At 69.2% G+C, this 24,862-nt stretch carries 24 protein-coding genes; 13 read left to right on the forward strand and 11 right to left on the reverse strand.

The features are described from left to right. Both RYH80_RS10710 and RYH80_RS10715 read right to left on the reverse strand, forming a co-directional pair. Positions 1-360 carry a MarR family transcriptional regulator gene (locus tag RYH80_RS10710; protein WP_370903864.1) on the reverse strand — a complete coding sequence of 120 codons (360 nt, stop codon included), beginning with the start codon at positions 358-360 and terminating at the stop codon, positions 1-3. A 147-nt stretch (positions 361-507) separates the two neighbouring features. Continuing rightward, positions 508-2,373: a UvrD-helicase domain-containing protein gene (locus RYH80_RS10715; protein WP_370903865.1), complete on the reverse strand. Its 1,866-nt coding sequence runs from the start codon at positions 2,371-2,373 to the stop codon at positions 508-510. A 573-nt stretch (positions 2,374-2,946) separates the two neighbouring features. Here RYH80_RS10715 and RYH80_RS10720 point away from each other — a divergent pair. The 5 genes from RYH80_RS10720 (at position 2,947) to RYH80_RS10740 (ending at position 7,287) form a co-directional block, all read left to right on the forward strand. Then, entirely contained in the window at positions 2,947-4,224 is a 1,278-nt protein-coding gene (locus RYH80_RS10720) for a M20/M25/M40 family metallo-hydrolase (RefSeq protein WP_370903866.1), read from the forward strand. Positions 4,225-4,355: 131 nt separating this feature from the next. Then, positions 4,356-4,865: a cupin domain-containing protein gene (locus RYH80_RS10725; RefSeq protein ID WP_370903867.1), complete on the forward strand. Its 510-nt coding sequence runs from the start codon at positions 4,356-4,358 to the stop codon at positions 4,863-4,865. Positions 4,866-5,006: 141 nt separating this feature from the next. Continuing rightward, the gene (locus tag RYH80_RS10730) at positions 5,007-5,846 is read left to right on the forward strand and encodes a proline dehydrogenase family protein (protein ID WP_370903868.1); all 840 of its coding nucleotides are present in this window, start codon (positions 5,007-5,009) and stop codon (positions 5,844-5,846) included. A gap of 123 nt (positions 5,847-5,969) precedes the next feature. Continuing rightward, on the forward strand, positions 5,970-6,692 hold the full coding sequence (locus tag RYH80_RS10735) for a DUF502 domain-containing protein (protein ID WP_370903869.1): 723 nt from the start codon (positions 5,970-5,972) through the stop codon (positions 6,690-6,692). A 133-nt stretch (positions 6,693-6,825) separates the two neighbouring features. Further along, positions 6,826-7,287, forward strand: coding sequence for a PaaI family thioesterase (locus RYH80_RS10740; RefSeq protein WP_370903870.1), 462 nt, complete (start codon positions 6,826-6,828; stop codon positions 7,285-7,287). Positions 7,288-7,397: 110 nt separating this feature from the next. Here RYH80_RS10740 and RYH80_RS10745 read toward each other — a convergent pair whose 3' ends face one another. Continuing rightward, positions 7,398-7,643, reverse strand: a complete 246-nt coding sequence (locus tag RYH80_RS10745) for a DUF7533 family protein (RefSeq protein WP_370903871.1) — start codon at positions 7,641-7,643, stop codon at positions 7,398-7,400. Between the two features lie 196 nt (positions 7,644-7,839). Here RYH80_RS10745 and RYH80_RS10750 point away from each other — a divergent pair, with 196 nt between their 5' ends. Next, positions 7,840-8,595, forward strand: a complete 756-nt coding sequence (locus RYH80_RS10750) for a riboflavin synthase (RefSeq protein ID WP_370903872.1) — start codon at positions 7,840-7,842, stop codon at positions 8,593-8,595. A 79-nt stretch (positions 8,596-8,674) separates the two neighbouring features. Here the strand turns inward: RYH80_RS10750 and RYH80_RS10755 are convergent, their stop codons facing one another. The 7 genes from RYH80_RS10755 to RYH80_RS10785 form a co-directional block, all read right to left on the reverse strand. Continuing rightward, on the reverse strand, positions 8,675-9,973 hold the full coding sequence (locus tag RYH80_RS10755) for an amidohydrolase (RefSeq protein ID WP_370903873.1): 1,299 nt from the start codon (positions 9,971-9,973) through the stop codon (positions 8,675-8,677). A 182-nt stretch (positions 9,974-10,155) separates the two neighbouring features. Continuing rightward, positions 10,156-11,907 carry a sensor histidine kinase gene (locus tag RYH80_RS10760; protein WP_370903874.1) on the reverse strand — a complete coding sequence of 584 codons (1,752 nt, stop codon included), beginning with the start codon at positions 11,905-11,907 and terminating at the stop codon, positions 10,156-10,158. A 314-nt stretch (positions 11,908-12,221) separates the two neighbouring features. Then, positions 12,222-13,427: an amidohydrolase family protein gene (locus tag RYH80_RS10765; RefSeq protein ID WP_370903875.1), complete on the reverse strand. Its 1,206-nt coding sequence runs from the start codon at positions 13,425-13,427 to the stop codon at positions 12,222-12,224. 64 nt (positions 13,428-13,491) lie between these two features. Then, positions 13,492-14,307 carry a glycoside hydrolase family 16 protein gene (locus RYH80_RS10770; RefSeq protein WP_370903876.1) on the reverse strand — a complete coding sequence of 272 codons (816 nt, stop codon included), beginning with the start codon at positions 14,305-14,307 and terminating at the stop codon, positions 13,492-13,494. Between the two features lie 135 nt (positions 14,308-14,442). Next, the gene (locus RYH80_RS10775) at positions 14,443-15,684 is read right to left on the reverse strand and encodes a glycosyltransferase family 2 protein (RefSeq protein WP_370903877.1); all 1,242 of its coding nucleotides are present in this window, start codon (positions 15,682-15,684) and stop codon (positions 14,443-14,445) included. Positions 15,685-15,820: 136 nt separating this feature from the next. Then, positions 15,821-16,171: a helix-turn-helix transcriptional regulator gene (locus tag RYH80_RS10780; RefSeq protein WP_370903878.1), complete on the reverse strand. Its 351-nt coding sequence runs from the start codon at positions 16,169-16,171 to the stop codon at positions 15,821-15,823. An 80-nt stretch (positions 16,172-16,251) separates the two neighbouring features. Further along, positions 16,252-16,980: an NRDE family protein gene (locus RYH80_RS10785; RefSeq protein ID WP_370903879.1), complete on the reverse strand. Its 729-nt coding sequence runs from the start codon at positions 16,978-16,980 to the stop codon at positions 16,252-16,254. Between the two features lie 186 nt (positions 16,981-17,166). On the opposite strand from RYH80_RS10785, the gene RYH80_RS10790 reads away from it, so the two are divergent. The 5 genes from RYH80_RS10790 to RYH80_RS10810 all read left to right on the forward strand — a co-directional run bounded on the left by RYH80_RS10790 (position 17,167) and on the right by RYH80_RS10810 (position 21,223). Next, positions 17,167-17,523: a DUF192 domain-containing protein gene (locus RYH80_RS10790; RefSeq protein ID WP_370903880.1), complete on the forward strand. Its 357-nt coding sequence runs from the start codon at positions 17,167-17,169 to the stop codon at positions 17,521-17,523. Between the two features lie 83 nt (positions 17,524-17,606). After that, positions 17,607-17,831: a UPF0175 family protein gene (locus tag RYH80_RS10795; RefSeq protein ID WP_370903881.1), complete on the forward strand. Its 225-nt coding sequence runs from the start codon at positions 17,607-17,609 to the stop codon at positions 17,829-17,831. Between the two features lie 23 nt (positions 17,832-17,854). Continuing rightward, the gene (locus tag RYH80_RS10800; protein WP_370903882.1) at positions 17,855-18,337 is read left to right on the forward strand and encodes a PIN domain-containing protein; all 483 of its coding nucleotides are present in this window, start codon (positions 17,855-17,857) and stop codon (positions 18,335-18,337) included. A gap of 241 nt (positions 18,338-18,578) precedes the next feature. Then, a complete protein-coding gene (locus tag RYH80_RS10805) occupies positions 18,579-20,363 on the forward strand; it encodes a 2-oxoacid:acceptor oxidoreductase subunit alpha (protein WP_370903883.1) in 1,785 nt (594 codons plus the stop codon). Beyond that, positions 20,360-21,223 carry a 2-oxoacid:ferredoxin oxidoreductase subunit beta gene (locus tag RYH80_RS10810; RefSeq protein ID WP_370903884.1) on the forward strand — a complete coding sequence of 288 codons (864 nt, stop codon included), beginning with the start codon at positions 20,360-20,362 and terminating at the stop codon, positions 21,221-21,223. The genes RYH80_RS10805 and RYH80_RS10810 overlap by 4 nt, the downstream gene beginning before the upstream one ends. Positions 21,224-21,554: 331 nt before the next feature. On the opposite strand, the gene RYH80_RS10815 is transcribed toward RYH80_RS10810, so the two are convergent. Then, entirely contained in the window at positions 21,555-22,418 is an 864-nt protein-coding gene (locus RYH80_RS10815; protein ID WP_370903885.1) for a 3-hydroxyacyl-CoA dehydrogenase family protein, read from the reverse strand. Between the two features lie 174 nt (positions 22,419-22,592). Here RYH80_RS10815 and RYH80_RS10820 point away from each other — a divergent pair, with 174 nt between their 5' ends. Together RYH80_RS10820 and RYH80_RS10825 are read left to right on the forward strand one after the other, a co-directional pair. Next, positions 22,593-23,891: a DUF7409 domain-containing protein gene (locus RYH80_RS10820; RefSeq protein ID WP_370903886.1), complete on the forward strand. Its 1,299-nt coding sequence runs from the start codon at positions 22,593-22,595 to the stop codon at positions 23,889-23,891. Between the two features lie 151 nt (positions 23,892-24,042). Next, positions 24,043-24,861, forward strand: coding sequence for a class I fructose-bisphosphate aldolase (locus RYH80_RS10825; RefSeq protein WP_370903887.1), 819 nt, complete (start codon positions 24,043-24,045; stop codon positions 24,859-24,861). Position 24,862 lies beyond the last annotated feature (1 nt).

A 24,862-nucleotide genomic window follows, 5' to 3' on the forward strand; every position in this document is an offset into this window, starting at 1 on the left:
TCAGGCGTTCTCCCCGAGGTCCGGAGCGGACTCGACCCACCCGTCGTCCTCACCGTACGCGTCGTCCCCGTACTCCTCTGCGACTGTCGAGAGTCCGACGAGGGTCGCGACTCGAGAGGCTGCCACGTCCTCTGCGAGTGCCCAGTAACCGTCTACGTTCCGCACGAGCCCCTTCTCACGGAGACGAGCGAGCGTCTTGTGGACACTCCCGTCTGCGACGTCCGTCATCTCGACGAGCTCACTCGGGGTGAATCCCATCTCTGGATGGTCCGCGAGCGCGGCGAGTAGTCGGTGTCCGTTTGTCTCCGGTCTGACCGGCGGTGCGTCCGTCTCGTCGTCACGGCCGAGTTCGACTGGCATGTCAGTGTACGTCAGGGTATGTCAGCGGGACACCTAACTCCTCCGGCAGTTCGAGACAGCGTCCTACCGTCTGCCGCTCGAACTACTCGGCCGACGGACGGCGACACCGGAACGACCCCGTCGGACGGAGTGAAAACGAGCGCGGCCTCACTCCGCGTCGGCGGCGACCGTCTCCTCGTCGTCGACCTCGGCCTCGGTGATCTCGTCGATCAGGTCGGCGGGCGGCTCCTCGCGGAGTTCGTTCTGCAAGACGACGCTGATCGGGAGCGTCGGCGCGCCGTCGATGAGGTTCTCCAGCATGACGAGTCGCTCGCGAGCACGCGACATCCCGACGTAGAACACGCGCCGCTCGTTGTCGGTGAGGATGGGCACCGGGTCGGTCGTCTTCGTGAACTCGTCGACGCCGTCGACGTCGATCCCCTGCTGGGCGGCCTGGGCGGCCATCTGCTCGACGACCTTCTCCGTCAGGTCCGTCGTGACGAACACGTGGTCGGCCTCGCGACCCTTGGCGGAGTGGATCGTCCCCAGCCGGACGCGGTCCGGCGCCATCCCGTCGTAGTCGCCCGCGAAGTACGCCTTCAGCGACTTCCGCTGGAAGGAGGTGATCTTCCGAGCCATGTCGCCCGCACTCGCCGGCCCCGGCATGAACGGGACGTAGTCCGTCACGTCCTCCGGCGACAGCGGGATCTCCGCGAGGTCGTCCTCCTCGCTCGTCTCCTCGACGTCGTCGAGGAAGTCGTACAGTTCCTCGCGGTCCGCGGTGCCGAACGCCGACTCCTGGAGGATGTCCGCCAGCCGCCGTGCCTCCAGCGCCGTCAACGCCTCGTCGCGGTCCACCTTCTCGATGGCCCGCACGTAGTCCGTCAGCCGGTCGGTCCACATCCGCTGGTCCGTGAGACACGAGAACGGGATCCCCTCGGTGATGAACTGGTCGATGAACTGGAACATCTGGTACCGCGCCCGGAACAACACCATCACCGTCTCGTCGTCCGTCTCGCGGACGGTTCCACGGACGTTCCGCACCAGGTCGAGGATCGAGGGGGACTCCACCGCCTCCACGACGCCACCCTCCTTGCGGGGTTCGAGGTCCTTCTCGCGACGCTTCTCGATGTGACGCACCTCCGTGTTCACCACGTCGAGGATCTTCGAGGGGAGCCGGTAGGAGTTCGGGAGCACCTCGTCGTCGTCGACGCGAGTGTCCAAGAGGAGGTCCGGGTCCGCACCCTGCCAGGCGTACACGACCTGGTCGTCGTCGCCGGCGATCAGACACTGCTCGACGTGCGGCCGCCACTCCTCGTACACCTCGTACTGGAGGGTCGTGATGTCCTGGAACTCGTCGATCACGAGGTAGTCGACGTTCGGCACGAGCGAGCGCTGGTGGACCCGCTCCAGCATGTCGGCGAACCCGACCACGTCGTGTTCGCCCTTGTAGTTGCGCCACCCGCGGATCGCCTCGGGGACGCTCACGCGGTCGTCGTCGGAGGGCCACGTCGGCGTGTACTTGTTCCCCTCCTGGGCGTTGGGGTCGATGTCCGGCGGGAGCCGGACCTCCTCTTCGTCCCACTGGAACGGGACATCGTACCAGTCGGCCACGTCGCGGTCGGTCCGCTGGAGCCACTGGGAGGTGGCGATGATCTTGTTGCCGAGCGTGGTCGAGCGGGCCGTCCGTCGCCCCGCGCCGGAGTACTCGTCTTCGAACTCCAGGCCGTACTCGTCGCAGAACTCCTCCTTCTCGTCTTCTCCCACCACGTCGCCACGGGAGAGATCGAGGAGTTCGTACGCCTTCGCGTGCATCGTACAGACGTTACCCTGGAGGTGCCGCGGCGTCGTGTCGAGCCGCTCGGCGAGGCGCTCGCGCACCTCGGCGGCCGCCGCCCGCGTGTACGAGACGACGAGGACGTCTCGAACCTCCACGCCGTCCTGCTCGAGGAGACCCTCGACCCGGTCCAGCAGCGCGGTCGTCTTCCCGCTGCCGGGGCCGCCGAACAGGCGCGTCACTGTTGGGTCGCTCATCAGAGGCACACACGGCACGGTGGAACATAAGCCCCGTGGCTCAGTCGGACCCTCACCCCAGTGAAACGTCCGTTCAGTGGTGGCTGAGAAGCGGCCGATTTCGGCCGTTGAGTGGTCTCTACGCCGCACTCTCGGCAGTGTCGACCGTGACAACCGAGTGGTCACGCCGCACGAGTCGAGAGTCGTGGTCGACGAGCCCACGAACGGGTCGTCGTCCCGCGGTCTCGCGCGGTCCGTCACCCATCGACGGGTCGGCGTGACCACCGACCGAACGCCGTCGGGGCCCGTGTACACCGGATCACACCTCGGTGTCCCCCCGGCGAGACACACACCGGACCAGACCGTGACACCCTCCCGGCGAGACACACACCGGACCAGACCGTGACACCCTCCCGGCGAGACACACACCGGACCAGACCCCGACGTCCTCCCGGCGGGACACACACCGGAACAGACCGTGACACCCTCCCGGCGAGACACACACCGGACCACACCCCGACGTCCTCCCGGCGGGACACACGCACCGCGGCGAGACACCCCACCGATTAGTCCCACCCGGTCGTACGGCGGGGTGTGACACAGCTCCGCACCGAGGCCGATCGCCGTGCGTTCGTGGAGTCGTCGTGTCGGTTCGACTCCGTGACCGGCGCGGAGGCACCCCACCAGGAGTGGTTCCGCGACCGCCTCGCCGACTTCGGCTTCGAGACGTACACGTGGACCGGCGACGCCGAGCGGTTGGCCGACCACCCGTCGTTCCCGGACGACCCGGCCGAGATCGACACCGCGGACCGCCCGAGTGTCGGCGGCGTCCTGTCGTTCGGCGATCCCGACGCCGGCCCGACGCTCGTGTTGAACGGCCACTGTGACGTGGTGCCGGTCGACCGCGAGTCGTGGTCGTCGCCCCCGTTCGAGCCGACGTGGGACGAGGCGGGCGAGCGACTCACCTGCCGCGGCGCCGCGGACATGAAGGCCGGGCTCGGGGCGTGTGTCGCCGCCGCGCTCGCGCTCCGCGAGCGGGTCGACCGTGGTGAGACCGAGTCGATCGACGGCCGCGTGGTCGTCGAGTCGGTGGTCGACGAGGAGGCCGGCGGGATCGGGGCGGCGACGGCGGCGCTGTCGAACCCGTACCCGTTCGAGCGGGACGCGGTCGTCGTCGCGGAGCCGACGGAGCTGCGCCCCGTGACCGCCACGGAGGGGAGTCTGATGAAACGGCTCCGCCTCCGCGGGCGGTCGGCACACGCCGCGACGCGGTGGCGTGGTGAGTCGGTCCTCCCACACTTCCGGGCTATCCACGAGGCCGTCGAGGCGTTCGGCGCCGAACGCGCCGAGACGGTGACCCACCCGCTGTACGAGCGGTTCGACGACCCGTGGCCGGTGAACGTCGGCCACGTCGAGGCGGGGTCGTGGGCCTCCAGCGTGCCGGCGACGCTCACCGCGGAGTTCCGGATCGGTGTCGCACCGGGCGAGTCCGTCGCCGCCGTCGAGGCCGCCGTCGACGAGCGCGTCGCCGCCGTCGCGGCAGAGCGGCCGTGGCTCGCCGACCACCCGCCGACGTTCGAACGGTTCTCCGTCCAGTTCGAACCCGCCGAGACGGACCCCGACGCGCCGGTCGTCCGCCACCTCCGAGACGCGATGGGGACCGTCGGACTCGAAGACACCGAGCCCGTCGGGGCGACGTACGGTGCCGACTCGCGCCACTACGTCGCGGCCGGCATCCCGGCCGTCTGCTTCGGCCCCGGGAGCATCGAGCAGGCGCACTTCCCCGACGAACACGTGGCGTGGCGCGAGGTCGAGACCGCGCGGGCGGTGCTCGTCGAGACGGCGGCCCGGTTCCTCGTGGACGGTGGGTGACGGCTCGGCGTCTCGCGGTCGGTCTCGTGCGTTCGGACCGCGGCGTCGTCTCGGTGTGTCCGTTCTCTAGTCGTTCCGACGACCAGAAACGGAACCAAAGACACTCGTGGGTACCGCCCGAGGGGCCACCTATGGAGCACGTCTCCGTCGACAGTGTCGAGTCGTCACCGGTCGGAACCGACGCGGACAGACGCCCACTCACCGAACCGCTCGGGACGACGGATCTGGCGATCAACCACTACAGTCTCGACGCGGGCGAGCGACTGAGCAACGGCGTCCACGCCCACGCCGACCAGGAGGAGGTGTTCGTCGTCACCGAGGGTGAGGTGGTGTTCACCACACCCGAGGAGACGGTGACGGTCGCGGCCGGGGAGGCGATCAGGTTCGCACCCGGCGAGTTCCAGTCCGGCGGCGCACCCGACGACGCGTCGGCGACGGTCCTCGCGCTGGGCGCACCCCGCGACAGCGAAGACGTGCGGGTCCCGTTCGCGTGTCCCGCCTGCTCGGCGGAGGCGGTCCGGATCACCGGTCCCGCAGACGACGCCGAGGGCGAGGACGCGTTCACCTTCGTCTGTCCGGAGTGTGACGAGGAGGGGACCGTCGACCCGCAGGACAACGAGATGGGTACCGTCGGGCCGTAGAGCGACGAGCCGGAAGCGACCGTCGTCGGACGGTCCCCCGAGCACCCGCCCACCCTCCGATCCGACGTGTACTCGCGTCTCGGTACCGATTCGGGGCGACGAGAGGGAACACTGAAGAGCGACCCGGCGGTACGCCGGCACGTGATTCCACCCATCGCCAGCCGGTTCGTCGCCGGGGAGGAGCCGGCGACGGCGTTCGAACACACGCGCCAGACGAACGCGGACGACGTCGGCGTGATCCTCAACCTCTTAGGTGAACACTACCACGAACGCGCGCCGGCCGACGCGGACGCGGCGGCCTACGAGTCGTTGATCGCGGACCTGGGGAAGACGGAGCTCGACGGCTGCGTCTCCGTGAAACCCTCCCAGCTCGGGATCGACGTGGGTCCGGACGTGTTCGCCGAGAACTACCGGCGCGTCGTGGCCGCCGGTGCCGAACACGACGTGTTCGTCTGGTGTGACATGGAGGACGCGACGACGACGGACACCACGCTGGAGGCGTTCACGGAGGTGGCCGCGGAGTACCCCTGGCAGGTGGGGCTGTGCGTGCAGGCGAACCTCCGGCGGACACGGGCGGACCTCGAGGCGTTGCTCGACGTGCCGGGGAAGCTCCGTCTCGTGAAGGGTGCCTACGACGAGGACGAGGAGATCGCCTACACGGAGAAGACGGCCGTCGACGAGGCGTACCGCGAGGGACTGCGGCTCCTGTTCGACGCGCGGGACCGCGGGATCGCGGTCGGGAGCCACGACCCCGAGATGATCGCGCTGGCCGCCGAACTCCACGAGCGACACGGCGGCGACTACGAGGTCCAGATGTTGATGGGCGTCCGCGAGGAGGCCCAACGACGCCTCGCGAGCGAGGGCGTCGAGGTGTGGCAGTACGCGCCGTACGGCGACAAGTGGCTGTCGTACTTCTACCGGCGAGTGCGCGAGCGGAAGGAGAACCTCGCGTTCGCGGCGCGTGCGGTGCTGGGCGTCTGACGGTGTCTGGGCCTCCGACGGCGTCTGGGCGCGTGACGAGCACACGAGGCGACACGGGGTCGTCGCCCGGTTCGGATGTGGAAGGCTGATTACGGGTGCCGTCCAACGACCTCACAGTAACCGATGACGACGTGGAAACGAGACTTCGCCAGTGGGTTGGTCGTGATCACGCCGCTGCTGGTGATCGTGTTCGTCATCGGGTGGGTGTACACCCGGCTGAGTCAGCTGGGTGTCCCGAAGATCGAGAACGCGAGACAGTTCCTCCCGTGGTGGTTCCCGCCGGAACTGTTGCAGGTGACGGTCGCGTTGACCGTGTTCGTGCTGTTGGTGTTCTCGGCGGGCTACCTGATGCGGACCACCGCCGGCCGGGTCGTCGAGGACGTGATCGACGGGGTGATCAACCGTGTGCCGGGGTTGCGGGTCGTGTACAACGCCTCGAAGTTGGCCGTCGAGACGGCGCTCACCGGGACGGAGGACCTCCAGGCGCCGGTGAAGGTCGAACCCTGGCCGGGGATGCGGATGACGGCGTTCAAGACGGGGAAGACGACGCCGGACGGCCGCGAGACGATCTTCCTGCCCACTGCACCGAACATCACCACCGGGTTCGTCATCGAGGTCGACCCGGAGGACATCACCGAGACGGACGAGCGCGTCGAGGAGGCGTTGACCCGTATCCTCTCGGCCGGGTTCGGCGAACAGGAACAGGGGGTGCCCATCGACGTGACGGACGCCACCGACGGCGACGACGGCGGGGCGACCCGCGTCGACGTGGACGCGACGCCCGGCGGCGAGTCGGCGGAGACGGACGGGGACGGCGGTCGGGGAGCGGAGACCGGCGACGACTGAGGCGGACGCCGCGGCGCGCCCGTCTCGTTCGTGTGTCGCCTGGTCTGCGTGTCGCCTCGTTCGGGCGTCACCTCGTTCGCGTGCCGTGGCACCGACCGAACGGGTCAAGTCGACGGGGAGTCACTCGCGAGACGTGACAGACACGGACGAGGCGGTCCCGCTCGACGAGGAGCACGAGGAACTGCTGGCGGCGTTCGTCGAGTCCCACGGGTTCCTCTCGTGGCTGGACCTCCGGGTCGAGGAGCTGGAGCGCGGGCGGATCGTCATGTCGGTGCCGTACGACGAGAAGCTGGTCAACCCCGGGTCCGAAGTCGGCTCGATTCACGGCGGCGTCGCCGCCTCGCTGATCGACACCGCGTCGGGGTTCGCCCTGCGGTCGACGTTCGACGACCCGACCACCGGCTCGCTGGCGACGACGGACCTCAACGTGACCTACCTCCGCCCGGCGACGGACGACCTCCGCGTCGAGGCGGAGGTGTTGCGTGCCGGCGAGTCGATGGGGTTCACGGACACGCTCGTCACCAGCGTCGCCCCCGACGGCGAGACGAAGGACGTCGCAGTCGGGCGCACGTCGTACCGCCTGTTCAGAGAGTAGTCGCTGTTCAGAGAGTAGTCGCGGCTGCCGCGGGTACGTCGTCCCGCGAGCGTCCGGGGCGTCGTCTCACGACCCCCGGCGCACCGCGCGTCTCGCCACTTCGACCGGACTCACGACTCCTCGTCGTCGTCCGTCGAGACCACGCCGCCGACGGCGCGTTCCGCCACCGCACCCGGCACGTCGCTCGGTGTCGTCAGCTTCTGCGGGAGCAACACCATCAGGACCGCCAGTACGAGGAACCCGCCGCCGACGACGGCGTCGCCACCGAGCGCTCGCTCGATCCCGTAGCCGGCCACCGGGAGCGCGAAGATCAACATCCCCACCGTCCCGAGCATGTCCAGGATTCCGAGACGCACACGACGCCGTCGGTGCGCCGCGGAGGAAAGCGTTCCCACTCTCCGTCCGTCCCGAGTGGCTCCCGACCACGCCGTCCGTCTGCCCCACCGGTTCCGCACCGTCGAGGACGCCGGACTCCCGTGTCACCGACGCGGCGGTCGATTTCCCACGTCACGGAAACGATACGCTTTCCGTAACCGAGATCCAACCACGTGTGTGTTCACCGGAATCGTCGAGACGACGGGTGAGGTGGTCGCACGCGAGACGACGAGCGAGGGGTTGCGACTCCGCGTCGCGGCGGACGGGTTGGACGACCTCCACCACGGGCAGTCGATCGCCGTCAGCGGCGTCTGTCTCACGGTCGAGTCGTTCGGCGTCGTCGACCCCGACGACACGGGCCGGGTCGCGGGTGAGAGTGACGACTCGACGGCGTCGGCGGAGACGGACGACAGTATCGGCGAGGCGGACGAGGGTGTCGTCGAGACGGACGGCGGCGTCGTCGAACGCGACGAGTCGGCGACCGACCGCCACTGGTTCGAGGTGTTCCTCGCGGCGGAGACGGTCGCGAAGACGTACCTCGACGACCTCCGCGTCGGGGACGTGGTCAACGTCGAGCGCGCGCTCCCGGCGGACGGCCGCTTCGACGGGCACCTCGTGCAGGGCCACGTCGACACGACCGCCGAGATCACCGGGATCGACCGCGTCGGCGAGGACTGGCGGTTCGCGTTCTCGCTCCCCGAGGGGTTCGGCCAGTACGTCGTCGGGAAAGGGTCGGTCGCACTCGACGGCATCTCGCTGACGGTCGCCGAACGCGACGCGGAGACGTTCGAGGTCGCCATCGTCCCCACGACCTACGAGGTCACCAACCTCTCGGAGAAGTCCGTCGGCGACCCCGTCCACCTGGAGGTCGACGTGGTCGCGAAGTACGTCGAGTCGATGCTCGACGGCTACGTCGACGCACTCGCCGAGTGAGCGGCGGGCGTCACCGTAGTGTCCGAAACGACTGTCACGCGTCGCCTCGGTTCTCGAAGCACGACCGGCACGCGTCGCCTCAGTTCTCGAACGTCGTCGCCGGCCGCTCGCGTGCGACCCGGAGCACGGCCCCCGAGAGCACGTCGACGCCGATCTCCAGGGAGCGTTCCTCCACGTCGAACGTCGCCGTGTGGTGGCCGCCGGGGTGGCTGGTGCCGACCCCGACGTACGTCGCCAGGCCGCCGTTCGACTGGACGGCGTCCATCATGAACGTCGCGTCCTCGCTGCCGCCGAGTTCGTCGCGGTCGAGCACGCTGTCGACCGTCGCCGTCTCCCCTGCCACGTCCGTCACCAACTCGACCAACTCCTCGTCGGAAGTCGCCGACGGTGCTCGCCCGAGGCGACTCGTCTCCACGTCGACCTCGTGGAGGTCCGCCGCCGACTGGACCACGGTCTCTGCCTTCTCGTCCATGTACTCCATCAACTCCGTCGTCTCGCCGCGCACTTCGCCCTCGACGAACGACTCCTCGGGGACGATATTGGTCGCCGTGCCGCCGCCGACGATGCCGGCGTTGACGCGGGTCGCGCCGTCTGCGTGTCGCGGGATGGCGTAGAGGTTCTGGATCGCCGTCGCGGCCGCCTGCACCGCGTTCTGCCCCTGCTCGGGGTGGCCGCCGGCGTGGGACGGCTCGCCGTCGAACTCCGCACGGAAGTGCGAGACGGCGAGGAACCCGTCCATCCCGCCGATCACCTCGCCGGTCGGGTGGTCCAGCCCGACGTGGGCGGCGAAGAAGTACTCCACGTCGTCCAACAGCCCGGACGCGACCATCGGCTCGCCGCCGACGATCTGCTCCTCGCCGGGCTGGAAGAACACCTTCAGCGTCCCCTCGAAGTCGCTGTCGAGCACGCGGTCGATCGTCCCGAGCCCGAACGTCGCGTGGGCGTCGTGGCCGCAGGCGTGCATGTACCCCTCCGTCTCCGAGCGGAACCCCTCGGCCGCCGGGACGTGGTCGCCGTCCTCGGCCTCCCGAATCGGGAGGGCGTCGATGTCGACCCGGAGGCCGACCGTCGGCCCGTCGCCGCGCTCGACCACGGCGACCGCACCGGTGTACCCCTCGCCGATCTCCTCGATCACGGCCGGGTCGGCCCCGGCGTCCAACGCGCGCTGGCGCCACTCGTCGAGTTCGTCGGCGTCGGGGACGTTGCGTCGCTCCCCGCCGTGGATCTGCTCGCCGGTCAGGACCTCGTCGACGTCGCGGTCGCGGAGTGCCGCGACGATCCGTGCGGTGGTGTAGAACTCACACCACGCCGGCTCCGGGTGTCGGTGGAGGTCGCGTCTGAACGCCACGAGTTCGTCCGCCGCCGTCTGACTGCTCATACACGAGCCTCACTCGGCGCGGGCATAAGTCACCCTCTCGCGGTGGGTGTCTCCGGCGGTTCGGCAGTCTCGCGGTGGGTGTCTCCGGCGGTTCGGCAGTCTCGCGGTGGGTGTCTCCGGCGGTTCGGCAGTCTCGCGGTGGGTGTCTCCGGCGGTTCGGTGGCGGTGACGGGGCCGTGGGGTCACTCCTCGCCGTCCGCGCGCGGGCCGTCCTCGGGTCCCGTGTGGAACGCGAACCGGGCGCCGCCGGCCCAACTCTCCTCGATCTCGACCGTCCAGCCGTGGGCGCGGGTGAGCTCCGCGACGATCGCCAGCCCCAGTCCGGTGCCGTCGTCGTAGCTCGTCCCGTACTCGAACACGTCCTCGCGGCGGTCCGGCTCGATCCCCGGCCCGTCGTCCGCGACGTAGAACCCCTCGCCGTCGATCCGGCCGATCCGGACCGTCACCGGCCCGCCGGCGGTGCCGAACTCGTCGTCGTCGCCGTCCGTTCCGGTGACACCGCCGCCGTCGGCGCCGCCACCGTCGCTCGTGGCCGCGTCGGCACCGCCGTCTGCAGCCGTACTGCCGTCACCACCTCCGCCTGCACCGGCGGCGTGTTCGACGGCGTTGCGGAGGAGGTTGTCGAGGATTCGCTCGACGCGTTCGCGGTCGGCCGACACGGTCCACTCGGGCGGCTCCTCGCCGTCCGCGTCCGGGAACACCAGCGTCGGGCCTTGCCCGGTCGTCACCTCCGCGAGTCGGTCGGCGACGTCGGGGACACACACCCGCTCGCGCTCGTCGACCTTCGCCCCCTCGCGGGCCAGCGTCAGCGTCTGCTCGACGAGCGTCGACATCCGCTCGACGGCCGTCTGGACCTCCGCCAGGTGCCGTTCCACCGCCTCGGAGTCCGTCTCGCTGCGCGCGACCTCCGTGTACCCCGAGACGATGCTGATCGGGTTCCGGAGGTCGTGGCTCAACACGCTGGCGAAGCGGTCCAGTCGTTCGTTCTGCCGTTCCAGTTCCCGCTCGCGGTCTCGCAGCGCTCGCTCGCGCTCCACGCGGTCCATCGCCGCCTCGACGTTCGCCGCGAACACGCGCGCCAACTCGAGGTCCGTCTCGGAGATGGCCGCCGGCTCCGTCGTCCCCATCGTCAACACGCCGTGCTCGCCCAGGGGGGCGACGAGCATACTCCCGGAGCCGCTGCGCTCGACGTCGTCGTCGATCGTCGTCACGTCCTGGAAGACGAGGAACTCGTCGTCGTCGAACGCCCGCCACTGGATCGTCTCGCCGCGCTCGTAGGCCGGCCGCTCGCCCGGGGTGACACTCCGTGTCGCCGTCGAGATCGCCGTCGGCAGCAGTCGATCCGGATCCGGCGTGTACAGCCGGACCGTGTTCAACGGGAACCCGATGACGTTCTCGACGGCGTCGGCCGCCACCTGCGCGACGGCCTCGCGGCTCTCGGCGGTGAGCATCTCTCGGGTCGTCCCGTGGAGTTCGACGAAGCGGTCCCGGCCGCCACCCTCCGTCGGCGGCGGCGTCCACGCGAGGTAGCCGACTTCCGTCGTCCGCCGGTCGGTTCCGGTCTCCCCGTCGCCGCCCCAACTGCTCGCGTCCCCCTCGTCGGTCGCGTCCGTCCCGCCGGTCACGTCCGTCTCGTCGGCTACGGCCGTCTCGACCGGCAGGTACGTGACGCGGAACGACTCTCGACCGGCGTCCGTCTGGACCGCGACCGGACCGCCGGGCCGTCCACCTGCCGGGTCACCGTCGGTGGTCGCGACGGCGAACGACCGCGCGATCAACCCCTCGGTGTCCGCCTCGAACGTCTCTGCGAAGGCGTCGTTCGTCGTGGCGGCGACCGGCCCGTCGGATGTCACGTGGACGACCGCGACCGGCTCCGGGAACGACGCGAGTACGTCGACGGCGACCGGGAACTCGTTCAGGTTCGCGTCCGCCACGGCGCGGCGTCACCTCCGTCCCCGGACCACGTCTCCCCACGACGACGGTCGCGACACCCCCGACGGCCACGACGGACGGCCCCGACGCCCCTCGTGGCCACGTGACACACTCGTCCTCTCGCGTCCCGCTGGCTCGTCGTCATGCGAGGTGGCTGTAACTGCCGCGTGATATAGTTACCCGTTGTTGAATACTCCAAGTTCTTGTATACAACGGCGAGACGGGCTGATGGGCCGACGGCGGCGAGTCGACCCGTTCTCCCGACCGGCCAGGGCACCCGGTGGGTGTCGAACCGCCGTCGGTCGCTTCGGGTCGACTACCAGGCGTACGCCTCGCGCGGGTCGACCTCGTCTTCGGCGCGGTCGAAGACGTGTTCCCCGTCGACGAAGACGTGCTGGCTCCGGGTGTCGACGCGGTAGAACTCCCCGTCCCAGGCGACGAGGTCGGCGTCCGTCCCCGGCTCGAGGGTGCCGACCCGGTCCGCGACGCCGAGGATCTCCGCGGGGTTCGTCGTCACGGTGTCGAGTGCCGCCTCCGCCGGGAGTCCCTCGCGGACGGCGAGCCCGACACACACGTCCAGGTGTTGCTGTGGCAGCACCGGCGCGTCCGTCTGGATCGCGACCGTGACGCCCGCCTCGTGGAGGATCCCCGGCGTCTCGAAGGTGATGTTCCGGAGTTCGTACTTCGTCGCCGAGGAGATCGACGGCCCGACCACCGCCGGCACGTCACGCTCGACGAACTCCTCGGCGATCAGGTGCCCCTCCGTCGCGTGTTCGATCGAGAGGTCGTCGATCCCGAACTCGTCGGCGATCCGGAACACCGTCGCGATGTCGTCGGCGCGGTGGGCGTGGACCCGCAGCGGGAGCTCCCCCTCCAACACGCGGACGAGGTTCTCCATCCCCACGTCGCGCTCGAAGGGTTCGTCGTCGGCCGCCGCCGCGGCCTTCCGGTCGCGGTAGTCCTCCGCGGCCGTGAACTCCTCGCGCAGCGTCGCCGCGACGCCCGGTCGCGTCGAGGGTTGTCGGCCCTCCGACTCCCCGTGGAACCGCTTCGGGTTCTCTCCCATCGCGGCCTTCATCCCGTCCTCGCGCAGCAGCATCCGGTCGGCGACCTTCCCGTGGGTCTTCACCGAGACGATGACCCCGCCGATGACGTTGCCCGACCCCATCCGCGCCGAGACGGTGGTCACGCCGTTCTGGAAGGCGTGTTTCAGCTCCTCGTCGCGTGGGTGGAACCCGTCCAAGGCGTTGACGTGGGGTGTCGTCGCGCTGGTTCCCTCGTTGAAGTCGCCGTCCTCCGGCTCCCCCCACTCGGCCATCCCGGCGTGGCTGTGGGCGTCGACGAGACCGGGCGTGATCTCCAACCCGCTGGCGTCGACCTCGCGCGCGTCGGCGGGGGCGTCGACCTCGCCGACGGCGGCGATCTCGTCCCCGTCGATCAGTACGTCTCCCTCGACGACACCACGTTCCGTCTGCGTGTGGACGCGTCCTCCGCGGACGACGACTGTGTCGGAGTCTGTCACGCGGTCGGAGACGGTGGGCCGCGACAAGTGTCTTGGCCTCACCCGCTCGGTTGCCGGCTCTGGCTCACCGTTCGACTTCCAACAGCCTGAACTGATCGATCACGAGTTCCTCTGACCACGCTGTCGAGAGATCGGCCTCGCCAACCCGGTTGACGTGCGTCGAGAAGACCGGGGCGAACGGCCGTGCGGCGTCGCCGGTGAGGGAGGCGAGCATCGGGGCTGGCTCCCGTCGTGTCGCGACACGTCGACCGTCGAAGTACCACTCGACCCGGTCGGTGAACCACGCACAGCCGTACGTGTGGAGCCCCGCCGTGAGATCGACCCCCGTGTCGACGGCCGTCGGCGCGTGCTCGTGTACGGAGCTGTCGCCCGGTTCGCCCGAGTGACTCCAGTGGACGTCGGCGTGGAGTCGCCGACGGGCCGCCGTGGGGTCGTCGCCGCGCTGGAGGAGTTCGACGATATCGATCTCGGGCGGCCAGGTCGTGTCCGCGGCGTGCATCCAGAACGCCGGAAGCACCCCCGTTCGTCCCGGGAGCCGGAGACGCGCCTCGACGTACTGTCCGGGCGACGGGTCGATCGCGACACCGACCGACGGGTGGTGTGACAGCCCGCCGACGCTGGCGTTGATCACCCCCTGGTGACAGCCCGCTGGGCCAGTTCCCTCCGACTCGATCTCGAGGAGACACTGCCCGTCTCGCACGGAGACGTGGTCTGCACTGACCGTCGCGTCGTCGTCGGGAATCCACTCTGCCCGGTCGACGAACCCCACGCTCCACCGATCTGTGTCGAACTCGTTCCAGTTCTCTTCGACGACGACACGCCACCCCTCGTCGGGCGTCGGCGCCGACGGGGCGGACGTGTGTGTAGACTCGTCTGTCATCTGTCTCTCCGGTCGGCTCCCCAGACAGCCCGGCGTCGCTCCGAGCGCCCCGACTGTCGCGAGACTGGCGCGCCGGGGGGCCGGAACCCGGTCACGACTCCGTCTCGGTCGGCCGGTCGGATGAATCTGTCTCGACTACTCCCGGAACAGTGCGTCGTCGATCCCACCGTCACTGACGAGCTCCTCCTCGCCGTCGTGGTCGGCGATCGCACCCTCTTCTAGCATCGGGTTCCGCTCCTCTAACGTCGTGGGACCGACCACCTCCGTCTCCGGAGCGACCTTCTCCGTCACCGCGAACGTCTCGATCGGGGAGACGTACCCCCACAGCGCGCCGACGGTGTTCAACACGACCAACAACGGCGTCAGCGGGAGCGCCAGCAGCGTCACCCGCTCGTGGCGGCCGTAGACCGTGACGCCTACTCCAGTGACGACGAACAGTGTCAGGAACTCGGCCAACGACACGAGTTGGTACACGGACGACTGCGGGACGTACTGCGGAAACAGGAACAACAGGAGCGAGAGCACGGGGACGAGCGGGGACAACGCCCACGCGACCATCCGGAACGAGAGGAACAGTTGGTACCGACGCGGGAGCAGGTCCGAGGAGTGTTGTGTCCCCGAGAACCACCGCCGTCGCTGGCGGAACATCCCACGCAGCGTCGGCGGTGCCTGGTTCCGAAACTTCAGGTTCAACACGCGGAAGTCGAGAGTCCCCGCCTCGGCCGCACGCCAGACGAAGGTGGTGTCTTCGGTGATCGTCTCGACGTCCCACGTGACCTCGTCTTCCAGCGACTGCCGGATCGCGATCCCCCCACCCCAGGCGTACAACGGGTAGTCGAAGCGGCCGAACGCGCGTTGTTCGTACTGGTAGCCGATCCGGAACGTCTCCGAGAGGTACGCGATCCACGACCCGGTGAAGATGGGCATCTCGGTGATCTGGACCACGTCCGCGTCCGGCAACCCCCGGAACTGTTGGACCAGCGTGTCCTCGTCGAGGTACAACACGAACTCCTTCGAGCAGGGAACGTGTCGACGTGCCCACTCCAGCGCGCGGCCCTTGTGTCGCGCTGCACAGTCGAACTCGTCGGGGACGACGTGGACCGTCGCCCCGTCGATGTCCATCTCCTGTTCGGCGATCACGCGGACACCTTCGACCGCCTCGGGGACCGAGTCGACGGTCCCTTGGACGACCGCCTCCGCGCCGATCGTCAGAATACGGACCTGGACGTCGTCGTGATCGTAGACGAGTTCGTCGTCCGAGACGAGCTGGCCGCGCGCGAGCAGGAGCACCTCGTACAGCCAGAACAACACCGACACGGAGTACAACAGAAACACCGACCAGACGACCACCAACACGATCGTGGTGAGCGTGATCACCGGCGACCACACCCGGGGCCGTGTCCACCCCACCCTCTGCAGTCGGGCGTCGCGCCGTTCGGCTGTTCGTGACGTGTCGGTGTGTCGGGTTCTAGGGCGCCGGTCGTCGCCTGTCCGATCGGCGACATACAGCGGCTCACTCCTCGTAGGCGAGGTTCATCAGCCACTGGGTGAACGAGTCGCTGTTGGGGTCGACCTCCTCCTCGCCGATGAACGGCGAGAGCATGTCCCCGGCCATCAGAAGCGAGAAGTCCAGGTCGCGGGCCGTCGGCAAGAGGAGGTACGTGTTGTGGCCGTCGTACACCGTCTCCTCGCGGCGGATCAGCTCCTTCTCCAGCAGTTTCTCCGCGATACGACTCCCCTTCCGCGAGGACACGTCGAGTTCCTTCCAGAAGTCACTCTGGTGGATCCCACCCGTCTCGCGGACCAACTCCAGCGCCTCCCGCTCGACGTCGGAGAGTTCCGCTTCCGCCTCGGCGACGCTCATACACGAGAGTGGGTGTGTCTCCGGTTTAAATCCTGTTCTCGCCCGAGCGGCCGGCGGACTCGCCGATCGGATCACCGTACTCACGGGTCGACACGCTCGAACGCCGTCTCACACGGCGGGCCGTCCGCGAACCGGTAGTCGCTCGTCCCGTCGGCGAACAGCGTGACCAGCGACGCGGACACCGTCCCGTAACCGTCCTCGTGAACACAGACACCGAACTCGTGGTCGCCCAGCGCCGTCGCGGCGCGGTCGCGCCACGCGGTCGCCGTCTCACCCGGCTCGGGGCGGAGATGCTCGCGCAGACGGACGGCGGCGTCGGCGCGTTCCGGTCCCAACTCCGGCCGCTCGGGTGGCTCGTAGAAGTCGCCGTCGAGCCCCACGTTGCCGAGGACGTGGACCCCCGGCTCCAGCGTCGTCGGCGCGAGGTGGCCGTCCCACGACAGCAGGATCGCGGCGTCGGCGTCCGCGACGAGCAGGTTGAACCCGTCGTACTCGTGGTCGGCGACGGCCTCCTCGACGTGTCGCGCCGCCGCCTCCGCCGACGCGGCGCGCAGACAGTCCCGGACCAACAGCCCCCGCGAGCGCTCGCCGGCCAACCCCTCGACCCAGCGGTTCGTCAGGCCGACGAACAGCCCGTCGTCCGTGTGCCCGATCCAGGTGCCGCCCGCCTCGACGTCCAGTGGCGCGACGATCCCCGGCTCGATCTCGCGGGGCGGCTCGGACGGCCGATCCGTCGCCTCGTCGCGGTTCGCCGCCGCCACCACGGGCGCGTCGGGGAACACCTGCCACGCCAACGTCAGCGTACACATACCCGTCCGTCGGTGCCCGACCGGGATAGTGGGTCGGGTGGCGGCACGCCGTGGGGAGACCAGCACGAAACCCGAGAGCGACGGCACCACCGCTGCCCGCTCCGCCGTCGTCGGAGCGGAACGGCTGAGCCGCCTCGCCGCCGCCGGAGCGGAACGGCCAAGTCGCCACGCCGTCGTCTCTCGGGCGTGCGAGTGGTACACGACCCGGCCGACGGGGAGTCGACGACGCTGGCGACGGAGGTGGAGGTGGCGGACACGTTCCTCCAACAGGCGCTCGGGTTGATGTTCCGGCGGTCGATCCCGGACGACTACGCGTTGGTGTTCCCGTTCGACGGCGTCGGCAGGCGCGACACGCACATGGTGTTCGTCCCGTTCCCCATCGACGTGGTGTGGCTCGTCGACGGCGAGGTGGAGGCAGTACGGGAACTCCGCCCGTGGCGTGGGCTCGCCGCCGCGGAGGCGGACACCCTGATCGAACTACCCGCCGGCACCGCGGACGGAGTCGCCGTCGGCGACGAACTGCGGGTGTCGGGACTCGACTGAGAGACACCCGAACGGACGCGAGCCCTCGTCGACGGTGTCTCCACCACAGCTATTTGTCCACCGTCGACCTACGTGGGGATACGATGGCGTCGAAACACTCGAACACGAACGACGACCTCGCGACGGCGGTGGGCCGGTACGCGCTCGGCGAGATCTCGCTCGGTCGGGCTGCCGAGCGCGCCGAGATGACGCGGTGGGAGTTCGAGGAACTCTTAGAGGAATCTGGGTTCGACGCCCTGTACGGTCCACGGACGGCCGCCGAGCTGGAGTCCGAAGTCGCCGCAGCGAGTCGGCTCGACGACGAGTGACCGTGTCTGGAGATGCTCCGAGGGTGTGGGTCGACGCGACCGTGCTGAGCAACTTCGCCGTCGCCGGTGGCGTCTCGTTTCTCGTTCGAGTGACCGACGATCTGGTCACGAGCGTCGCCGTCGCCGAAGAGATCGAAACCGGAGTCGAAGCCGGGTACGATCACCTCGAGACGGTCTCGGACGCACTCGAGAGACGGATACCGGTGGTGACCGTCGAACGGGACGACACGTTCCGTCGTCTCCGCGAACGACTGGATCTGGGAGAGGCGACCTGCCTCCGTGGCGCGGCGCGACGCGGTGGCATCGTCGCGACGGACGACGCGGCGGCCAGAGACGCTGCCGAACGACGGACGATCGACGTCACGGGATCGGTGGGGCTGCTCGCCGTCGGCGTTCGCCGCGACGAGATCTCGCCGGAGACGGCGAACCAGTGGCTGGACCGGTGGCAGACGGAACGTGGATACTACGCCCCAGTCGACCGCATCGAGTCGGTGCTCGGCGACTGACCAACAACCGCCCCCGGCGTATCGAAGCGCCGTCTCCGATTCGCACGCACCGAGAGAGCCCACGAGACACACGCCCACCCGCACGCGACCGGACCGGACACACGTCCAGTTGTCGGCGCGTGTGCGACCCCGGAGTCGACGAACGCCGAAGAAATCTGGGGAACGACCGGGAAGATCCGGGTCTGTGAGCGGTTCACGCTTCCGAAGGCTTTTCGTCGCCCCACGGGAAGGTGGCGGTAGTATGCCAGCGGACTTCAACTGGGCCATCGGCGGCGAGGCCGGCGATGGCATCGCCTCTACCGGGAAGATCTTCGCACAAGCACTCTCCCGGGCGGGGCGACACGTCTTCACGTCGAAGGACTTCGCGTCTCGGATTCGAGGCGGCTACACTGCCTACAAGGTGCGGACGAGCACCGAGCAGGTCAAGTCGGTCGTCGACCGTCTCGACGTGTTGATCGCGCTCACGCCACGAACCATCGAGGAGAACCTCGACGAACTCCACGAGGGGTCGGTGATCATCTACGACGGGGAACGCACCACGATGCAGGACGTGGAGATCCCCGACGGGATGATCGGACTCGACGTGCCGTTGCAGGACCTCGCGGAGGAGGCCGGCGGCGCGATCATGGCCAACATCGTCGCCCTGGGGGCGGCCTGTGAGGCGACGGCGTTCCCCATCGAGAACCTCGACTCCGCGCTCGACAAGCGGTTCGGCGACAAGGGGTCGGCCATCGTCGAGAACAACGAACAGGCCGCCCGGAAGGGCCAAGAGTACGTCCAGTCGGAGTACGACGACGTGGAGTTCGACTACGACTTAGAGACGACGGACGACGACTACGTCCTCCTCAACGGCGACGAGGCCATCGGGATGGGTGCCATCGCGGCCGGCTGTCGGTTCTACGCCGGCTACCCCATCACACCCGCGACGGACGTGATGGAGTACCTGACGGGCCGGATCGAGCAGTTCGGCGGGCACGTCGTCCAGGCGGAAGACGAGCTGTCGGCGATCAACCTGGCGCTCGGGGCGGCGCGGGCCGGCGCCCGGTCGATGACCGCCACCTCCGGGCCGGGGATCGACCTGATGTCCGAGACGTTCGGGCTCGTCGCCACCAGCGAGACGCCGCTGGTGATCTGTGACGTGATGCGGTCGGGCCCCTCGACGGGGATGCCGACGAAACAGGAGCAGGGCGACCTCAACATGACGTTGTACGGCGGCCACGGCGAGGTACCGCGGTTCGTCGTCGCACCGACCAGCGTCGACGAGTGCTTCTGGAAGACGGTGGAGGCGTTCAACCTCGCCGAGAAGTACCAGGTGCCCGTCTACCTCGTCGCGGACCTCTCGATGGCCGTCACCGAGCGGACGTTCGAGCCGGACACCTTCGACATGGACGCCGTCGACGTCGAGCGCGGCAACGTCGTCGACGCCGAGGGTGCTGCCGAACACGCGACCGAGAAGGGGCAGTTCAAGCCCCACGAGCTCACCGAGGACGGGATCAGCCCGCGTGCGTTCCCCGGCACGACCGGCGGCGCACACATGACGACCGGGCTGGAACACGACGAACTCGGTCGTCGGACGGAGGACACCGAGATGCGCGTCGAGCAGGTGGACAAACGCAACCGCAAGGTCGAGACCGCCCGCGAGCGCGAGAACTTCGACTACCGCGAGTTCGGCGACCCGGAGGCGGACAGTCTCGTCGTGACGTGGGGCTCCAACGAGGGTGCCATCGTCGAGGCGCTCGACATGCTGGAGGAACCCGTCCGCGTCGTCTCGGTGCCGTACATCTTCCCGCGCCCGGACCTCACCGAGGAGTTCGAGCGTGCCGACGACGTGATCGTCGTCGAGTGTAACGAGACCGGCCAGTTCGCGGACGTGCTGGAACACGACACGCTCCAGCGGGTGAAACGCATCAACAAGTACAACGGCGTCCGCTACAAGGCGGACGAACTCGCGGACCGGATCGCGGAGACGCTGGCGGAGCCGGCGCCCGGTGCCGGCGGCGACTCACAGGAGGTCGAGGCAGAATGAGCTCAGACGTTCGATTCACCGACTTCAAGTCCGACAAGCAGCCGACGTGGTGTCCCGGGTGCGGCGACTTCGGGACGATGAACGGGATGATGAAGGCACTCGCGGAGACGGGCAACGACCCGGACAACACCTTCGTCGTCGCCGGTATCGGCTGTTCCGGCAAGATCGGCACGTACATGCACAGCTACGCGCTCCACGGCGTCCACGGCCGCGCGCTCCCGGTCGGGACGGGCGTGAAGCTCGCCAACCCGGACCTGGAGGTGATGGTCGCCGGCGGCGACGGCGACGGCTACTCCATCGGTGCGGGCCACTTCGTCCACACCGTCCGACGGAACGTGGACATGAGCTACGTCGTGATGGACAACCGGATCTACGGGCTGACGAAGGGGCAAGCCTCCCCGACCTCGCGCGAGGACTTCGAGACCTCCACGACGCCGGAGGGCCCCAAGCAGCCCCCGGTCAACCCGCTCGCGCTGGCACTCGCCAGCGGCGCGACGTTCATCGCGCAGTCGTTCTCCAGTGACGCCCTGCGCCACCAGGAGATCGTCCAGAAGGCGATCGAACACGACGGGTTCGGCTTCGTCAACGTGTTCTCGCCGTGTGTCACGTTCAACGACGTGGACACCTACGACTACTTCCGCGACTCGCTGGTCGACCTGCAGGAGGCCGACCACGACCCGACGGACCGCGAGGCCGCGAAGGAGAAGGTGTTGGACGCCGACAAGGAGTACATGGGCGTCATCTGGCAGGACGAGGACAGCGTCCCGTACCACGAGGCCCACGGCGTCGACGAGAACATGGCCGAGATCCCCGACGGCGCGCCCGACGGCGCGACGGATCTGGTCAGAGAGTTCTACTAAGCACCGACCTTCTTCGGCACCGACCTTTTTCACTCCTCGGGTGGCGCGCGACGCGCGCCACCCGAGGAAAAAAGCTCGAGCAAAAAGGGCCGCGAGCGCGCCGAGGGCGCGCTCGCGGTGGGTGTGCTGGCGCGTGACCGCCGCCGCACCGCCGCCGTACCGCAACCGCTGCCGTACCGCTCCGCCGCCGCGGCCGCTGCCGCACCGCCACCGCACCGCTCCGCACTGCAGATCTATCTTCGGTCGACGCTCGCGACCCGAGCCTACTGCTCCACTACCGCCACACCGCCCCGCCACCGCTCTGCACCGCTCCACACCGCCACCGCTCCGCTCAGTCGTACTCGTAGAACCCCTCGCCGGTCTTCTTCCCGAGTTTCCCGGCGTCGACCTTCCGCTTGAGCAGGTACGCGGGCTTGTACCGGTCACCCAACTCCTCGTGGAGCGTCTGGCTCGCGTCCAGACAGATGTCCAACCCGATGTGGTCGGCCAGCTCCAACGGCCCCATCGGCACGTTCGTCCCGAGTTTCATCCCCTTGTCGAGGTCACCCTTCGAGGCGACACCCTCGTCGTACGCGCGGATCCCCTCGTTGATCCACGGCATCAACACCCGGTTCGTCACGAACCCCGGCTTGTCGTCCGACTCCCACGTCTCCTTCCCCAGTGCCTCCGCGAACTCGTGGGCGAACGCCGTCACCTCCGAGTCGGTGTGCTCCCCCGTGACCACCTCGACACCCTCCATGATCGGCACCGGGTTCATGAAGTGGAGCCCGACGACCTGTGCCGGCCGGTTCGTCGCGGCCGCGATGGTCGTGATCGACAGCGTCGACGTGTTCGTCCCCAACACCACGTCGTCGTCGACCAACTCGTCGAGGTCCGCGAAGATGTCGCGCTTGATGTCCATGTCCTCGACGGCCGCCTCGATCACGAGGTCCGCGTCCGCGAGGTCCTCCAACGCCGTCGTCCCCGCGATCCGCTCGCGGATCGTCTCGGGCGACTCCCCGTCCGGGAGCGCCTCCTTCTCGGCGAGGCGACCCAGCGACGAGTCGATGCTGTCGAACCCGTCCTCGACGAACGACTCCTCGATGTCGCGCATCACCACGTCGTAGCCGGCCGTCGCCGCCACCTGTGCGATCCCGTTGCCCATCGTGCCGGCGCCGACGACGCCGACGGTGTCCACCTGCGAGAGCGAACGCATACGCGACACTCCCGGCGGCACCGTGGTAAGCGTAGCGGGACGTGGTCGTCCGCTCGCGACGGCGCGTCCACCCTCCGAGTGGGACGCGTGGTCGCGACCCGTCGCGCCCGTGTCGGACGCTCGTCACCCGTCTACGGGAAACGTTCAAGACCGGCGGTAGCCAACCGGAGACCAGTGACCGCCGACGCCGACACCGACGAGCCGGAGCCGACGGCGTTGAAGTTCGTCGGGCCGGCGACGGCCGAGCGGCTCGCCGACGCCGCCTTCGGCGCCGCGGAGATCGCCGCCAGAGAGGTGTCGTTCAACATGCTCCGTGCGGCCGGCGTCAACCCCGGCGTGGCGGCGAAGATCCGTCGCGAACACTCGCTGCCGTGGTCCTTCGAGACGGAAGACAGCGACGGCGACCTCGACCGCCGGTCGACACAGGTCCGCGGGCTCGGCGACGGCGAACGTGCGTGGGTCGCCGCATCCGAGGGGGACTGGGACGACCCGGCGAACGCGCCCGACGGCGCCGCCACGACGCCGACGGACGAGGACGGCGGCGGTTCCCCGACGGTGTCGTTCGAGACGGGTGAGAGCGAGTGGCCCGAGCCGGCGACCCCCGCGGGCGTCGAGACGGCCGACGGCACCGGACTCGACGGCCCGCCGACCGCCGCGGATCGACACGGCGACGAGTCGGACGACGGGATCCAGGCGGGTGTCGAGGACGGACCGGCCGCGGACGACGCCGAGACGGGAGCGGACGGCTCGCCCGGCGACACCGCCGGGACGGAGCGAGGGACCGACGACCCGACCGTCGACGACGGGGCGGCGACGGACACGGCGTGGCCCGACACCGCTCGCCCGGACACGGTCGTCACCGTCGAGGAGGCGGACGCGGTCGGCGAGTGGCCCGAGACGGCCCGGCCGGAGGGTGTCGCGACGGCAGACGACACGGACGGACCGGGTGCCGACGCGGCGTGGCCGGCGGTCGTCGGCGGTGTCTCCACGGAGGAGGCAGAGAGCGACGAGTCGGACGAGACGGAGCGGCGCACGAACGGCACGGCACAGGCCGACGGTGCTGGAGGGGTCGTGGACACCACCACGGACGGCCCCGTCGCGAGGAACACCCCCGACGACTCCGTCACGGACGACACCGCCACGGACGACTCCGTCACGGACGACACCGCCACGGACGACACCGCCACGGACGACTCCGGCACGGACGACACTACGCCAGACGAGTCGGGCGAAAGAGGCGAGTCTGCGGACGGTCCGGCCGAGGAGCCGGCGTGGCAGACGCGCTCGTCGCCGACGCCACTCTCGGTGCTCGACGAGGTAGACGAGACGACTCAGCGCCGACTCGCGACCGCCGGCATCACCTCGCTGCGCGCACTGGCGACGGCCGATCCGGACGCCGTGGCCGGCGCACTCGGACTCGAACCCGAACGGCTCGCCACCCTCCGTGCCGCGGCCCGCCGCTACACGGAGTGAGTCGCCCGTCGATGCACGGAGTGCCCTCCCAGTGTCGTTCGATTTCCCGGGAGAGAACACGCGAACGTAGAAAACTCGAAACCGAGTGAATTTCTGTTCGTGCTCGGTCCCCCTCGATTTATGTGGTGTCGCGTCCCCACTGTGAGACGAGATGTTACCGGACGCGGACGACGCGATCACGCGCGAGGGACGGAGTCTGATCTTGGCGTACGACCACGGGCTCGAACACGGCCCGGTCGACTTCGAGCCGAACCCGGAGACGGCGGACCCCGAGCGAGTGTTCGAGTTGGCGACACACGACGCCGTCACCGCTCTGGCGGTCCAGAAGGGGATCGCCGAGGCGTACTACCCGGGGTACGCGGACGAGGTGAACCTCCTGACGAAGCTCAACGGCACCTCGAACCTCTGGATGGGCGAGCCGGACTCGGCGCTGAACTGTAGCGTCGAGTACGCCGCCGAGGAACTCGACGCGGACGCGATCGGCTTCACGCTGTACGCCGGCGCGAACGGCGAGGTGGAGATGGCCGAGGAGTTCCGGCGCGTCCAGGAGGCGGCCCGCGAGTACGGACTCGGCGTCGTGATGTGGGCGTACCCCCGCGGACAGGGACTCAAGAACGACACGAAGCCGGGCGTCATCAGTTACGCCGCGCGGATGGGGTTGGAGTTGGGTGCCGACATCGCGAAGGTGAAGTACCCCGGCGACGCCGACGCGATGGCACACGCCTGTGAGGTGTCCGGGCGGACGAAGGTGGTCATGTCCGGCGGCTCGAAGACGGACGACCGCGCGTTCCTGACGACCGTCCGCGAGGCGGTCGACGCCGGTGCAGACGGGTTGGCCGTCGGTCGCAACGTGTTCCAGCGGGAGAACCCGCGCGAGATTCTCGACGCGCTGGAGGCCGTCATCTTCGAGGACGCCTCGGTCGACGCGGCACTCGAACACACCGGCGCTCCCGCGGTCGCGGACGACTGAG

This window comes from Halobaculum sp. MBLA0147 (assembly GCF_041361345.1).
In the GTDB taxonomy this organism is placed as follows: domain Archaea; phylum Halobacteriota; class Halobacteria; order Halobacteriales; family Haloferacaceae; genus JAHENP01.

Bases quoted from the DNA above. Each gene is read 5' to 3' on its own strand.
- RYH80_RS10710 (WP_370903864.1), bottom strand. From the start codon at position 360: ATGCCAGTCGAACTCGGCCGTGACGACGAGACGGACGCACCGCCGGTC.
- RYH80_RS10715 (WP_370903865.1), bottom strand. From the start codon at position 2,373: ATGAGCGACCCAACAGTGACGCGCCTGTTCGGCGGCCCCGGCAGCGGG.
- RYH80_RS10725 (WP_370903867.1), top strand. From the start codon at position 4,356: ATGGAGCACGTCTCCGTCGACAGTGTCGAGTCGTCACCGGTCGGAACC.
- RYH80_RS10735 (WP_370903869.1), top strand. From the start codon at position 5,970: ATGACGACGTGGAAACGAGACTTCGCCAGTGGGTTGGTCGTGATCACG.
- RYH80_RS10755 (WP_370903873.1), bottom strand. From the start codon at position 9,973: ATGAGCAGTCAGACGGCGGCGGACGAACTCGTGGCGTTCAGACGCGAC.
- RYH80_RS10770 (WP_370903876.1), bottom strand. From the start codon at position 14,307: ATGACAGACGAGTCTACACACACGTCCGCCCCGTCGGCGCCGACGCCC.
- RYH80_RS10780 (WP_370903878.1), bottom strand. From the start codon at position 16,171: ATGAGCGTCGCCGAGGCGGAAGCGGAACTCTCCGACGTCGAGCGGGAG.
- RYH80_RS10785 (WP_370903879.1), bottom strand. From the start codon at position 16,980: ATGTGTACGCTGACGTTGGCGTGGCAGGTGTTCCCCGACGCGCCCGTG.
- RYH80_RS10795 (WP_370903881.1), top strand. From the start codon at position 17,607: ATGGCGTCGAAACACTCGAACACGAACGACGACCTCGCGACGGCGGTG.
- RYH80_RS10805 (WP_370903883.1), top strand. From the start codon at position 18,579: ATGCCAGCGGACTTCAACTGGGCCATCGGCGGCGAGGCCGGCGATGGC.
- RYH80_RS10810 (WP_370903884.1), top strand. From the start codon at position 20,360: ATGAGCTCAGACGTTCGATTCACCGACTTCAAGTCCGACAAGCAGCCG.
- RYH80_RS10815 (WP_370903885.1), bottom strand. From the start codon at position 22,418: ATGCGTTCGCTCTCGCAGGTGGACACCGTCGGCGTCGTCGGCGCCGGC.
- RYH80_RS10825 (WP_370903887.1), top strand. From the start codon at position 24,043: ATGTTACCGGACGCGGACGACGCGATCACGCGCGAGGGACGGAGTCTG.